Source organism: Anaerotruncus massiliensis (ex Togo et al. 2026) (assembly GCF_030825285.1).
Taxonomy (GTDB): domain Bacteria; phylum Bacillota; class Clostridia; order Oscillospirales; family Ruminococcaceae; genus Anaerotruncus; species Anaerotruncus massiliensis.
Genome location: NZ_JAPJQF010000066.1, coordinates 1 through 12568, shown reverse-complemented (window position 1 = coordinate 12568; position 12568 = coordinate 1). Strand labels below are relative to the sequence as shown.

Here is a 12568-nt window from a genome sequence, read left to right as displayed (position 1 = left end):
GCCGCGCGGCGGAACGCGCTCGTATTTCTTGCCGCTTGGAAAGCGGCAATTCCCGCGATAGCCCCGCCGGGCGCAGCGCGGCACCCCCTCCGCCGCCCGCCGGGCGGCAAAATCAGAAGCCGATTCACCGCAAACGGCGGTTGCAATCATAGATCAGAGTGAACAGAAAAGAAAGAAGGGACTTACCATGCGGAAATGGACACGTGCGCTCTCGCTGCTGCTTGCGGCGGTGCTGGCGCTTTCGCTGGGCGCCTGCGGGAAAAAAGCGGATGAAAAGGTGCTCAACGTCTTCACCTGGGCGACCTACTTCCCCGACGATATCCTCGCGGAGTTTACCGAGCAGACGGGCATCAAGGTGAATTACAGCACCTTTGAGTCGAACGAGGAGATGCTCATGAAGCTCGAATCGGGCGGCGAATACGACATCGTGCTCGCGAGCGATTACATCATCGATATCGCGCGGGGACAGGGCCTGCTGATGGAGCTCGACAAATCAAAAATCCCCAACTTCAAAAACATCAATCCGACCTACCAGAACACCTTCTTCGATCCGGATAACCAGTATGTCGTCCCTTATTCGGCTGGCGTGCCGATGATCATCTACAACCCTGCCATGACGGGCGGCGTGGAGATCAAGGGTTACGAAGACCTGTGGAATCCGGCGTTCGCGGACTCGGTCGTCGTGATGGACGACGCGCGCAACATCATCGGCATCACCCTCAAAACGATGGGCAAGAGCTTCAACGAGACCGACCCCGCCGTGCTGGAGCAGGCCAAGGAGAAGCTGATGACCCTGCGCCCGAACATCCGGGCGTTTGACTACAACACTCCCTACAACCTCATGATCTCGGGCGAGACGGCGGTCGGCTACATGTTCACCTCCCAGGTGATCACCGCCCTCAACGCGAATCCCGAGCTCAAGACGGTCTATCCCGCCGAGGGCGTCGGATTCGGCATCGACGCGGTCTTTATCCCCGCCAAGGCCCCCCACGCCGACAATGCGCACGCCTTCCTCGATTTCATCCTCGACGGCGAGCGTTCGGCGCGCATCACCGAGCAGACCTTCTACGGGAGCTGCAACTCGGCTGCGACTCCCTATATCACCAATCCCCTGCTGGTCATCCCCGACGATGCGATCCGCAGCGGCGAGTCGATCAAGGACGTCGGCGAGGAAGCCACCGCCCTCTTCAACGACATCTGGACGGAATTCAAGCAGAGCTGAACCCCCATAAAAAAGCGGCCGCCCTCCGGGCGGCCGCTTTTTCTTTTATTCAGCAGAGGACCTTGATCAAGGCAAGCAGGGCTTTTCGCTTTTCCGGGGCGAGGGCGTCCCAGCAGGACAGCAGCTCACGCTGCTCCCCGGTGAGGTCAGGCGGCAGGCTGTCCTCCGCGAGGAACTGGGAGACCGTCATCCCAAAGGCCCGGCAGATCGCTTCGAGCGTCGGGATGGTGGGGACGTTTCCCTTCCGGTAGAGCGAATTGATGGTGGACTGGCTGAGATGCGCCTGCTCCGCGAGATGGTTTTCGCTCCAGCCGCGTTCCTCCTGCAGCCGGCGGATCTTCCCGAGGATGTCCATCCAACCCCTCCTTCTGTGCTTATGCGTTAATATTATTACGATTAGGCGTTGAAATCTTTAATAATTAGACGTATAATATTAACGATCAGTCGTTAATGTGCACAGAGGGAGCGAACTTTATGCCTGACTATAAGGAGTTGTATTTTTCCCTCGTTCGGAAAACGGTTGCCGCCGCCGACGCGCTGGAAATTCTGAGCCTGCTGGTCGGCGAACAGGCGGAGCACCTGAAAAAGGAACTGGAACGGATCGAAGAGCTCTTTCCGCCCGATGAAATGTAAAGCGGCCGCCAGATGGCGGCCGCTTTTGTTGATCGGAGGCTAGGCGCAGGCGTTTTTTCGGTAGTCGCGAGGCGAAAGCCCCGTCAGGGCGCGAAACTGCCGGGAAAAATAGCTGTGAGTGGAAAACCCACAGCGTTCGCTGACCTCGGTGATTGGCAGATCCCCCCCGACCAGCAGGAGAGCGGCGGCCGCGATCCGGCGCCGCAGCAGGTAAGTGTAGGGCGTTATCTTCAGCAGGCGCTGAAAGACGCGCTCACATTCGCGCGGAGAGAAATGGACTGCGTCCGCCAGGCCCTTCAGGCGGACCGGCCGCATGTAGTTTTCGTCAATCCACTCGACCATCTGCTTGAGCTTCTCCTCGCGCACCGTCACCGGTCGGGCCGCGTTCGGTTCCCCGGCGTGCTCCGTGAGCGCCAAAACGATCCGCGAGAGGGCGTGTCTGACCGTAAATTCGAACCCCGGATCCTCCTTCGCGCAGGCGTGAAAGGCATCTTCAAACGCCGCAAAGACCGGCCGCTGCCACGCCTCTTCCCCGCTAAGCAGGTAGGCGAAAGGCCCCTGCTCCACCAGCGGGCGTACATATTTAAGATCGAAAGGGCTGCCTGCGATTCCTGACACGATCGCGGGATCAAAGACGACCGAGCGGTACAGGCAGGGGCCGTCGGAGGCGGAACGGATGCTGTGAAGCTTTTCCGCGTTGACGAAATACCCCTCCCCCGCCCGGACCCGGATCTGCGCGTCGGCCAGCGCCAGCTCGATCTCCCCGCCATCCACCATCACGACCTCCAGCTCGCGGTGCCAGTGAGGCGGCACCTGGGAGGCCACATAGTCGTGGACGTCTCCGCGATAAGCGCAGCAGGAAAAAAGGGACCGGCTCAGCGGCTGTCGCTCCATTCGATTGTCGCCGATCTTCAGCGGGCAGATGTGGATCAGCATAAACAGGCCTCCGATTCCATCTTGTCGCTTTTGTTCTATTATATGGCGGATTCCGGAAAGACACAAGATAAATTTCGCGATATAATGACCTTATCAATGGATCATAAGGAGGAGACACCCATGCTGGAACATATCGCGATCTGGACGTCCGACCTGGAGGAGATGAAGACGTTTTATTGCTCCTATTTCAACGGACAGGCCGGGGAAAAATTCTGCAACGACACAGAATTCAACGCCCACTTCGAGTCGTATTTCCTCTCCTTTGGGGAGGGGAGCCGGCTTGAGCTGATGCGGATGCCGACCATCCCGGAGGGGGAACGTACCCCAGGCTATGAGGCGGCCGGCCTGACGCACATCGCCTTTTCGGTGGCGGATCGGGCCTGTGTGGACGAGCTGGTGCGGCGGGCTCACAGCGAGGGGCGGACCGTCGTGCTCGAGCCGCACCGGACCGCCGACGGGTATTACGAGGCCTGCATCCTCGACCCGGACGGGAACCGTGTGGAAATCACGGTGCTGCCGGAATAGCCGCCCACAAGGGGCGTTCGGACGCAATAAGCGGCCGCCAGATGGCGGCCGCTTTGTCGTTCCCTCGGAGATTATTGGAAGAGGTCGAGCTCCACGGGGCAGTGGTCGCTGCCGAAGATTTCCGCGCGGATCCTGCTGTCGCGGATTTCGCCGCGCAGGCGTTCGGAGACGAGGAAATAGTCGATGCGCCAGCCCGCGTTGTTGGCGCGCGCGTGGTACATGTAGGACCACCAGGAATAGGCGCCCACCGCGTCGGGGTAGAGGGCGCGGAAGCTGTCGACAAAGCCGCTGGCGAGCAGCTCGGTGAGCTTTTGGCGCTCCTCGTCGGTAAAGCCCGCGTTGCCCCGGTTGGGCTTGGGGTTTTTTAAGTCGATCTCCTCGTGCGCCACGTTGAGATCGCCGCAGATGACGACCGGTTTTTTCTCGTCGAGCGCCTTCACATAGGCGCGGAAGGCGTCCTCCCACTCCATGCGGTAATCGAGCCGGGTCAGCTCCCGCTGGGCGTTGGGGGTGTAGACGGTGACGAGGTAAAAGTCCTCGAATTCGAGGGTGATGGCGCGGCCCTCGCTGTCCTGCTCGGGAAGCCCGATGCCGTAGGCCGTCGAGAGGGGCGGGATCCGGGTGAACACCGCCGTGCCGGAATAGCCCTTGCGCACCGCGCTGTTCCAGTACTGCTCGTAGCCGGGCAGGTCGAGGTCGGCCTGGCCGGGCTGCATCTTCGTCTCCTGCAGGCAGAAGACGTCCGCGTTTTCCGCGTTGAAAAAGTCGAGGAAGCCCTTGCCCAGGCAGGCGCGCAGGCCGTTGACGTTCCAGGAGATCAGTTTCATATGGCAAAGTCCTTTCGGGGGATTTCTTTCCCCCAGCATAACAGAATCCGCGGTAAAACGCAATTTACTTTGGCTGGAAAATCTGTTATGATAGTCTACCGAAAGAGGTGTCGCAATGGAGATTTTTGAAGTGCGCGGGAAACGGGAACGCTACCGGGACCTGCTGCTGTTCGCGGACCCCTCGTGGGAGATGGTCATGCGCTATCTGCCGCACGGGTTCATGCTCGCGGCGCGGGAGGGGGACGCCGTCCTTGGCGAGATCGTGACGGTGCCGGCCGCGGGCGGCTGGGAGATCAAAAACCTCGCCGTCGCCGAGCCCTTCCACCGCCGTGGGATCGGCGGCGCGCTGGTGCGCGCGGCGATCGCGCGGCTGCCGGACGGTGCCGCGGTGTGGGTCGGCACGGGCGATTTCCCCTCCTCGGTCGGGTTTTACGAGTCCTGCGGATTTAAACGCAGCCATGTCGTCAAGAATTTCTTTACCGACCACTACCCCGAGCCGATTTATGAAGGGGACTGTCAACTCGTCGACATGCTTTACCTCACGCAGGTGAAGGGGGAACGCGCCGCAGAAGGCTATGAGACGGGGATTGCGGGCTGCCGCATCCGCTTCGCCGGCATCGGCGACCTGCCGCTCATCCTCGACTTTATCAAAAAGCTCGCGGAATACGAGGGGATGCTCGGCGAGGTGGTTGCCACCGAGGACCTGCTGCGCGAATGGATTTTTGAAAAGCAAAAGGCGGAGGTGCTGATCGCGGAAAAGGACGGGGCTCCCGCCGGGTTCGCGCTCTTCTTCCACAACTTCTCCACCTTCCTCGGGCGCGCGGGGCTCTACCTGGAGGACCTCTTCGTACTGCCCGCGCTGCGCGGCGCCGGCATCGGGAAGGCCCTGCTCGCGCGGCTGGCGGCGCTCGCCGTCGAACGCGGCTGCGGCCGGGTCGAATGGTGGTGCCTCGACTGGAACAAGCCCTCGATCGGGTTTTACCGTTCGCTCGGCGCGCAGGCGATGGACGACTGGACCGTCTACCGCCTGACGGGGGACGCCATGAGGGCGCTCGCGGACACGGCGGACGGCTGACGCGGGGCGCGTGCATAACACGGGGAGGCGGAAAACCGTGCGGCAAAGCCGCACGCGCGCGAAAGCGGCGCTTTCGCACGGGCGCCCCATCGGGGCGCCGTTTTCCGCCCGGGGCGGTCCCGGCGCGGCGGACGGCGGCGCGGGGCGGTGAATCAGTTCCACATGCGGGGAGGCAGAGTGTGATGAAGATCGGACTGGTCCTGGAGGGCGGCGGCATGCGCGGGCTCTATACGAACGGCGTGCTCGACTGCCTGATGGACAACCATTTTGAGGCGGACTACGTGATCGGCGTGTCCGCGGGCGCGTGCAGCGGGGTCAGCTACGTGTCGGGACAGCGCGGGCGCAGCTACCGGGTCAATACCGGCTACGTGGACGACAAGCGGTATGTGGGCTTTGAGAGCCTTGTTAAAACCAAATCGATGTTCGGAATGGATTTCATCTTCGACGAGATTCCGAATCATCTCGACCCCTTCGACTACGAGGCGTTTCTCGCTTCGCCGATGGAATTTGTCACCGGCGTGACCGACGCGGATACCGGCAGGCCGGTCTATTTCACCAAGGAGGCCGTCCGGCCGGGGGACAGCACCCTGCTGCGCGCCTCCTCGTCGATCCCGGTGTTTTCGCCCGTTGTGGAATTCATGGGGGGACGCTACCTCGACGGCGGCACCTCCGACCCGATCCCGGTGCAGAAGGCGCTGGACGACGGCTGTGACCGGGTGGTCGTGGTGCTGACCCGCGACCGCTCCTACGAGAAATCGCCCGAGGGCATCCGCCCCGTCTACCGGCATATCTTCCACGACTCGCCGGGCATGGTGCGCACCCTCGACACCCGCCACGAGGTCTATAACCGGGAGCTCGACAAGGTGCGGCGGCTCGAGCGGGAGGGCAGGGCGATCGTGATCGCGCCCGACCGGCCCGTGACGATCGGGCGGTTTGAGAAGGATATGAAAAAGCTGGAGGACCTCTACAAGACGGGGATGCTCGACGCACAGCTCGCGATGCCCCGCCTGCAAAAGTGGGTTCAGGAAAGGAGCGCGGAAGATGGCAAAGCTGAGTGATCTGCAAAATATCGGGAAGGTGCTGGAGGCGCGGCTTGTGGAAGCGGGGGTGGACACGCCCGAAACGCTGCGGGAGCTGGGCAGCCGCGAGGCGCTTGTCCGCCTGCGCGAAGCCGACCCGGGCGCGTGCGTCCGGGAGCTCTACGCGCTCGAGGGCGCGATCCGCGGCGTCAAGGACACCGCCCTGCCCGAAGAGGTGAAGGCGGAGCTGAGGGCCTTTCACAAATCGCTCGGGAGGGCGGGGGAATGAAGTATCTGGTGATCGGCGCGGGCGGCACGGGCGGCTGCATCGGCGGGTACCTGGCCGACGCGGGCCGCGACGTGACGCTGATCGCGCGCGGCAAGCACCTGGAGGCGATCCGAAGGGACGGGCTGGTCCTGCACGGCACCCGGCGCGGGGAGCTGCGGGTGCGGGTCCCCGCCTGCACCGCCGGGGAATTTACCGGGCGCGCAGACGTGATCTTTGTCTGCGTCAAGGGCTACTCGGTGGAGGAGATCCTGCCGCTTGTCGAACGCGCGTCGGATGAGCGGACCGTCGTGATCCCCATCCTGAACGTCCTGGGCACCGGGGAGCGGATGGCCGCCCGCCTGCCCGGCCGCACGGTGACGGACGGCTGCATCTACATTGTGGGCTACATCTCTTCGCCCGGGGAGATCACCCAGTCGGGGGAGGTCTTCCGGATCGTCTACGGCGAGCGGGAGGGGAACGCCCGCGCGGTGCGCCTCCAGGAGATCGCCGAGGAGCTGCGCGGCGCGGACATCGACGCGGTGGTGTCGGACGACATCCGCCGCGACGCCTTCCGCAAATTCATGCTCGTCTCCCCGATGGCGGCGACGGGCGCTTATTTCGACCTGCCGATGGGCGGCCTGCAGGCGCCGGGGGAACCGCGTGAATTCTTCAAGTCGCTCGTGCGGGAGCTCGCGGCCATCGCGGACGCCAAGGGCTACCGCTATCCCGTGGATATGCTCGCCGACGGCCTGCGCCGCATCGACGGCATGAGCCCCGACACGACCGCCTCCATGCAGAAGGATCTCAAAAAGGGCGGCGCGAGCGAGCTCGACGGGCTCGTCTTCGAGCCGGTGCGCATGGCCCGCGCGCTCGGGCTTTCCGCCCCGGGCTACGAGCGGGCGGCGGACCGCCTGGGGGAACTTTCGAGCCGGGGGGAACTTTCGAGAAAGTTCCCCCCGGCCCCCCTTCAAAGCTTTTGATTCAGGCCGGCCGCACCCGCGCCGTCATGGGCGCGTCCCGTGAGGAGGGCGGGGAGGGGTTCGCCGCGTGAGAAAGCGGCTTGCCGTTTTTTTCCGCGCGGAGTATAATGGGGAAAAAACGGAAAGGAAGTCTGTGTTATGATCCCGACGATGGAAGAGGCGCAGGCCCTGCTCGAAAAGTACAACAAAGAGGCGTTCCACCTGCGTCACGCGGCGATCGTCAGCGGCGTGATGGGGTATTTCGCCAAGGAGTACGACCCCGACCGCGTGGAGTACTGGAAGGTGGTCGGCCTGCTGCACGACCTCGACTTTGAAGCGTACCCGGAGCAGCACTGCGTCAAATCGCAGGAGCTGATGCGCGAAGAGGGCCTCGACGAGGGGATCATCCGCTCCACGGCGAGCCACGGCTACGGGCTCTGCTGCGACATCAAGCCGGAGCACGTCATGGAGAAGATCCTCTTCGCCACCGACGAGCTCACCGGGCTGATCGGCGCGGCGGCGATCATGCGCCCCTCCAAAAGCGTCGTCGACCTCGAGACCAAATCGGTGAAAAAGAAGTTTAAGGACAAGAAATTCGCGGCGGGCTGCTCACGCGAGGTCATCTCGCAGGGCGCGGAGATGCTCGGCTGGGAGCTCGACGAGCTCATCGAGCGGACGATCCTCGCCATGCGCGGCCTGATGGACACGATGGATATCTGAACCGCCCGGGCGATGGGAGACCGCCTTCGGGCCCGCGGAACCCGCCCTTGAAGATGGCCGGAAACGGGAGACCGTTTTCGGCCATCTTTCCTTGTGCGGCGGGCCGCGGTGTGGTAAAATGGGGACAGGAATCAGGCGGCCCGGCGCGGCCCTCCATCCCCGGTATCCGCCGGCGGGAGGGCTCGGCAGGGCGGAAAACCCAAATCCGCGCAGGCGGGATTTGCCCCGCGCTCCGCGCGGGCGGCGCGCGGGGCGCGCCGGTTTTCCGCCCGGCAAGCGCGGCGGCCGCCTTGGAAAGGTGGGAAAAACAATGGCAAAACGGGTGTTTTTGATCGTGCTGGACAGCGTGGGCATCGGCGAGGAACCGGACGCGGCCGCCTACGGCGACGAGGGCAGCAACACGCTGCGCGCCTGCTGGCAGTCGGGAAAGCTCTCGGTGCCCAATCTGCAAAGACTGGGGCTCTATAACATCGAGGGGGTCGGCTGCGGCGAGGCGGTGGAGCGGCCGCTCGGGGCCTTCGCGCGCATGCGCGAGTCGTCCGCCGGAAAGGACACGACGATCGGCCACTGGGAGATCGCGGGCATCATCTCCCCCAAGCCGATGCCGACCTACCCCGACGGCTTCCCCCCCGAGATCATCCGCGAATACGAACGGCTGACGGGGCGGGGGGTGCTCTGCAACAGGCCCTATTCGGGCACGCAGGTCATCCACGACTTCGGCCGCGAGCATGAGGAGACGGGCGCGCTCATCGTCTACACGAGCGCGGACAGCGTCTTCCAGGTCGCGGCGCATGAGCGCGTCGTGCCGGTCAAGCAGCTCTATGAGTACTGCGAGGCGGCCCGCAAGCTGCTCCAGGGCGAGCACGGGGTGGGCCGCGTCATCGCGCGCCCCTTCGAGGGCAGCTGGCCCGATTACAGGCGCACCTCCAACCGGCACGACTTTTCGCTGACCCCGCCGCGCGACACCATCCTCGACAAGCTGCGGGCGGCCGGCCTCGATACGATCGGGGTCGGCAAGATCTACGACATCTTCGCGGGCAAGGGGATTTCCCAGACCAGCCGCATCCAAAATAACGAGGACGGCATGGAGCAGACGATCGCCTGGGCGAAGAAGGAGTTCCACGGGCTCTGCTTTGTGAACCTCGTCGATTTTGACATGGTCTACGGGCACCGCAACGACGTGCCGGGGTATACGGCGGCGCTCAACCGCTTCGACGAGCAGCTGGGCGAGCTGCTGCCCCTGCTGCGGGAGGACGACGTGCTGATGATCACGGCCGACCACGGCTGCGACCCTTCCACCCCCTCGACCGACCATTCGCGCGAATATGTGCCGCTGCTCCTCTATGGGAAGGAGATCGCGGCGGGACGGGACCTCGGCACCCGCCCGACCTTCGCGGACACGGGCGAGACGGCGGCGGCGCTGCTGGGCGTCGACGCGGGCTGCGACGGCGAATCGCTCTGCCCGCTGGTCCTCGCGCGGGGCTGACCGCGCGGAAGCGAAAACGGGATACCACCGGGGGCCGCCGTGCGGTTTGGGCCCCGATAACCTGAACGAACAAGGAGGAGCAACATGCGCATCTACGACGTGATCATGAAAAAACGCAACGGCGGGACCCTCTCGGACGAGGAGATCGCCTTTTTCATCGACGGCTACACGGCCGGCCGCATCCCCGATTACCAGGCCTCCGCCCTGCTGATGGCGATCTGGTTCAAAGGCATGGACGAACACGAGACCGCCGTGCTCACCGACTGCATGGCGCGGTCGGGCGACATGGTGGACCTCTCCGCGATCCCCGGGATCAAGGTGGACAAGCACAGCACCGGCGGCGTCGGCGACAAGACGACGCTGATCGTCGCGCCCGTCGTGGCGGCGTGCGGCGCGCCGGTCGCCAAGATGAGCGGGCGCGGGCTGGGACACACGGGCGGCACGATCGACAAGCTCGAATCGATCCCGGGCTTCCGCACCTCGGTGGAGCGGGAGCGGTTTTTCCAGATCGTGCGGGACGCCGGGCTCTCGGTCATCGGCCAGACGGGCAACATCGCGCCCGCGGACAAGAAGATCTACGCGCTTCGCGACGTGACGGCCACGGTGGACAGCCTGCCGCTCATCGCCTCGTCGATCATGAGCAAAAAGCTCGCGGCGGGCTCCGACGCGATCGTGCTTGACGTCAAGACGGGCAGCGGCGCGTTCATGAAGTCGCTCGACGATTCGATCGGGCTCGCGCAGGCGATGGTGTCGATCGGCGAGCACAACGGCCGCCGCACCATCGCGCTCATCACCGATATGGACCTCCCCCTCGGCCACGCGATCGGAAACTCGCTGGAGGTCATCGAGGCGGTGGACACGCTGCGCGGGCGGGGCCCGGCGGACCTCACCGAGGTCTGCCTCCAGCTCGCCTCCAACATGCTCGTGCTGGCGGGCAAGGGGGAGCTCGCCGCCTGCCGCGCGATGGCGGAGGAGGCGCTCCGAAGCGGCGCGGCCTTCGGGAAGCTGCGGGCGATGGTCGCCGCGCAGGGCGGCGACGTGTCGGTGCTCGACGACACCGAAAAATTCGCCAAGGCGCCGGTCGTGCACGAGGTGCTCTCCCCGGCGGACGGCTACATCTCCCACATGCAGACCGAGCTGTGCGGCATCGCGTCGGTGGCGCTCGGCGCGGGCCGCGCCAGCAAGGAGGACGCGATCGACCTGTCGGCGGGCATCCTGCTCCTCAAGAAGACGGGCGACGCGGTGAAAAAGGGCGAGCCCATCGCGCGGCTGCTGACCTCCCGGCAGGAGCTGGTCCCCGAAGGGGAGCGCCTGCTTCTGGAGGCGGTCACCTTCTCCGACGCGCAGCCCGCGCCCGAAAAGCTGGTGCTCGCGCGCGTCACCAAGGACGCGGTGGAAAAATTCTGACCGACGCGGCATAACGGCGCCCGCCTCCCCGGCTGACAGGCCGGGGAGGCGGGTTTTTTACGCGCACGGGAATTTTGGAGGGACGCCGGTCCCTTTTCGGCCTCCCCGGTGGTTATAGAGGGAAAGGAGAGGATTGAAATGAAGAAGGCTCTTGTTTTATGCGTCGCGCTCGCCCTTCTGGCGGGGTGCGCGCGGGAACCGGCCGCGGCTCCGCAGCCGCAGAGCGCGGCGGAGGGCTCCACCGTTTCCGCCGAACCGTCTGAATCGGCCGAACCGGCCGCCCCCGACCTGTCGGACTACCCGGCCCTGACCGAACGGTATGTGGACCGCCTGCTCGCCTCCGGGGCGGCGGGACGCACCTGGTCGACGCCCTTCAACATCGGCGCGGACGCGCTGGTGGACTACTACGCCCTGCACTGCATGGAGGACCTCGGCGAGCAGGCGCCCGCTGAATTCCCGGCCGGGGAGGTCGAGGAATACATCGGACGGTACTTCGACGTCGACCCCGCCTCGTGTATGCGCATCCACGTCCGCTACGACGAGGCGGCCAACGCCTACCGCTTCGAGGGGCTGGGCGCGACCTGCACCGCGCAGGTGAATAAGGCCTCCCTCGAGGACGGCCTTTTGACGCTCGATTACGACGTCTACAGTCCCCGGGAGGACGGCACCGTCATCTGGAGCGGCACGGTCAAAATCCGGCTCTCCCCCGACGGCGGCTGGAAGTACGAGGAGAACGAGATGCGCTACCCGCTCTATCCCGTCGGCGGCGACGGGCAGACGCGGGAGCAGTTCGCGGAAACCTACGTCTACCCGATGATCCCCAGCGGCAGGCTCCTGCAATACGACTGGAGCTCGCCCGAGGAGATGGAGGCCGACCACCTCTTCTTCTATCTCTGCTTCAATAACCTTTTGGGGATGGAGAAGGATTTCGAGGGCTGCTTCGCGCCGGGCGCGACCGCTCCCGCCGCCGAGGTGGAGGCGGCGATCCGGGAGTATTTCGACGTGCCTGTGGAATACCTGCGCACCTCCCAGTTCTACCGCGCCGACGGGGACTGCTACGAGATGATCGGCGGCTTCGGCGGGGGCGGATGGCAGTCCGTCCTGGACTATGCGGAGCAGGACGGCGTGATCGAGCTTGCGGTCGGGTCCTACGGACCCGACGACCAGCCCGACCACCCGATGCATGTCGGGCGCCTCACGGTGGAAAAGAAGCCGGGCGGCGGCTTCCTCTACCGCTCCTATGAGCTCGTGCATAGCTGGCCGCCCGAACCCATCGCGTTTTTTGCGGAGTGAACCGCCCCGCGCGGCGAAAAAGAACCCGCCGTCCCGGCCCTCCGGCCGGGACGGCGGGTTTGCGCGTCGGAGACGCGCACAGGGGTCCAAACGACGTTCGTCGTTTGTTCCCAGGGTGTGATAAACAAATGACGCAGCCCGCGAACAAGTGGTCGGGTATATATGGGGGGGGGGGGGCTCAGTAAAAAAGGGGGGGGG

At 64.7% G+C, this 12568-nt stretch carries 14 protein-coding genes and 1 pseudogene; 12 read left to right on the top strand and 3 right to left on the bottom strand.

Translation table 11 applies throughout. The annotated features are described in order from the left end of the window. Positions 1 to 187 precede the first annotated feature (187 nt). Positions 188 to 1222, top strand: coding sequence for a spermidine/putrescine ABC transporter substrate-binding protein (locus RCI06_RS13140; RefSeq protein WP_306576329.1), 1035 nt, complete (start codon positions 188 to 190; stop codon positions 1220 to 1222). Positions 1223 to 1271: 49 nt separating this feature from the next. Here the strand turns inward: RCI06_RS13140 and RCI06_RS13135 are convergent, their stop codons facing one another. Then, positions 1272 to 1577, bottom strand: coding sequence for a helix-turn-helix domain-containing protein (locus RCI06_RS13135; protein ID WP_101553004.1), 306 nt, complete (start codon positions 1575 to 1577; stop codon positions 1272 to 1274). A 119-nt stretch (positions 1578 to 1696) separates the two neighbouring features. Between RCI06_RS13135 and RCI06_RS13130 the strand changes: the two genes are divergently transcribed. Continuing rightward, on the top strand, positions 1697 to 1855 hold the full coding sequence (locus RCI06_RS13130; RefSeq protein WP_306576328.1) for a hypothetical protein: 159 nt from the start codon (positions 1697 to 1699) through the stop codon (positions 1853 to 1855). A gap of 39 nt (positions 1856 to 1894) precedes the next feature. Here RCI06_RS13130 and RCI06_RS13125 read toward each other — a convergent pair whose 3' ends face one another. Then, positions 1895 to 2791: an AraC family transcriptional regulator gene (locus RCI06_RS13125; RefSeq protein ID WP_306576327.1), complete on the bottom strand. Its 897-nt coding sequence runs from the start codon at positions 2789 to 2791 to the stop codon at positions 1895 to 1897. A 120-nt stretch (positions 2792 to 2911) separates the two neighbouring features. On the opposite strand from RCI06_RS13125, the gene RCI06_RS13120 reads away from it, so the two are divergent. Then, on the top strand, positions 2912 to 3316 hold the full coding sequence (locus RCI06_RS13120; protein WP_306576326.1) for a VOC family protein: 405 nt from the start codon (positions 2912 to 2914) through the stop codon (positions 3314 to 3316). Between the two features lie 71 nt (positions 3317 to 3387). On the opposite strand, the gene RCI06_RS13115 is transcribed toward RCI06_RS13120, so the two are convergent. Further along, positions 3388 to 4143 (bottom strand): exodeoxyribonuclease III, encoded by a 756-nt coding sequence (locus RCI06_RS13115; protein ID WP_306576325.1) that lies wholly within the window; start codon positions 4141 to 4143, stop codon positions 3388 to 3390. 115 nt (positions 4144 to 4258) lie between these two features. Between RCI06_RS13115 and RCI06_RS13110 the strand changes: the two are divergent. The 9 genes and pseudogenes from RCI06_RS13110 to RCI06_RS13070 all read left to right on the top strand — a co-directional run. Beyond that, positions 4259 to 4591, top strand: a pseudogene (locus RCI06_RS13110) (GNAT family N-acetyltransferase); the annotation flags it as partial. A gap of 81 nt (positions 4592 to 4672) precedes the next feature. After that, positions 4673 to 5218, top strand: coding sequence for a GNAT family N-acetyltransferase (locus RCI06_RS13105; protein WP_172439321.1), 546 nt, complete (start codon positions 4673 to 4675; stop codon positions 5216 to 5218). 182 nt (positions 5219 to 5400) lie between these two features. After that, complete coding sequence (locus RCI06_RS13100; RefSeq protein WP_101553012.1) at positions 5401 to 6276, top strand: patatin family protein; 876 nt, start codon at positions 5401 to 5403, stop codon at positions 6274 to 6276. Beyond that, positions 6260 to 6526 carry a TfoX/Sxy family protein gene (locus RCI06_RS13095; RefSeq protein WP_121586352.1) on the top strand — a complete coding sequence of 89 codons (267 nt, stop codon included), beginning with the start codon at positions 6260 to 6262 and terminating at the stop codon, positions 6524 to 6526. The genes RCI06_RS13100 and RCI06_RS13095 overlap by 17 nt, the downstream gene beginning before the upstream one ends. Next, the gene (locus tag RCI06_RS13090) at positions 6523 to 7485 is read left to right on the top strand and encodes a ketopantoate reductase family protein (protein WP_306576324.1); all 963 of its coding nucleotides are present in this window, start codon (positions 6523 to 6525) and stop codon (positions 7483 to 7485) included. Before RCI06_RS13095 ends, RCI06_RS13090 begins: the two co-directional genes overlap by 4 nt. 141 nt (positions 7486 to 7626) lie before the next feature. Then, entirely contained in the window at positions 7627 to 8184 is a 558-nt protein-coding gene (locus RCI06_RS13085) for a hydrolase (RefSeq protein ID WP_353939251.1), read from the top strand. Positions 8185 to 8494: 310 nt separating this feature from the next. Beyond that, complete coding sequence (locus RCI06_RS13080; protein WP_121586349.1) at positions 8495 to 9670, top strand: phosphopentomutase; 1176 nt, start codon at positions 8495 to 8497, stop codon at positions 9668 to 9670. Between the two features lie 84 nt (positions 9671 to 9754). After that, entirely contained in the window at positions 9755 to 11077 is a 1323-nt protein-coding gene (locus RCI06_RS13075; protein ID WP_121586348.1) for a pyrimidine-nucleoside phosphorylase, read from the top strand. Between the two features lie 138 nt (positions 11078 to 11215). Beyond that, positions 11216 to 12370, top strand: coding sequence for a hypothetical protein (locus RCI06_RS13070; protein WP_306576323.1), 1155 nt, complete (start codon positions 11216 to 11218; stop codon positions 12368 to 12370). Positions 12371 to 12568 lie beyond the last annotated feature (198 nt).